At 59.9% G+C, this 553-nt stretch carries 1 protein-coding gene; it reads right to left on the bottom strand.

The features are described 5' to 3' along the window. Positions 1-9: 9 nt before the first annotated feature. Positions 10-553, bottom strand: a 544-nt coding sequence (locus DBZ45_RS01305; RefSeq protein ID WP_111902182.1) for an IS30 family transposase, incomplete at its 5' end; no start/stop codon positions are given.

Genomic DNA, 553 nt, shown 5'->3' with positions numbered 1-553 from the left:
CGGGCGGATTCAAGTGGTGCCTGCAACACCGGATTTATTTGATGGGTTAGAGATTAGCTCGGCGAGGACTTCTGCGGGTGTTCGGTAGCCGTGTCGTTTGCGTGGCCGGTGGTTGAGTTCCGCGGCAACGTTCTCGAGGATTCCAGGCCCGTGGAACGACAGATCGGTGCTTTTCGGGAAATATTCACGGAGGAGCCCGTTGGTATTTTCGTTGCTGCCGCGCTGCCAGGGCGAATGTGGGTCGCAGAAGTAGATCGGCATACCGGTAGCCATCGTGATCTCCTGATGCAGGGACATCTCCGCTCCTTGATCCCACGTCGTCGAACGGCGCAGCTGCTCCGGCAGGGTATTCATCGCGGTGATCATGGCGTCAGCGACGGTGCGGGCGGTATGGTCCCCAGGCAGATGCAGCAACATCACATATCCGGTGGTGCGTTCGACTAGGGTCCCGATCGCGGACTTCGATGCCGTCGAACCGATGATTAAATCACCTTCCCAATGGCCGGGAACGGCGCGGTCCTCGACCTCGGCCGGCCGGTCAGAGATCATCACC

This window comes from Arthrobacter globiformis (assembly GCF_003261175.1).
In the GTDB taxonomy this organism is placed as follows: Bacteria; Actinomycetota; Actinomycetes; order Actinomycetales; family Micrococcaceae; genus Arthrobacter; species Arthrobacter globiformis_A.
The sequence above is the reverse complement of the archived record's forward strand: the minus strand, read 5'-3'. Positions and strand labels throughout refer to the sequence as shown.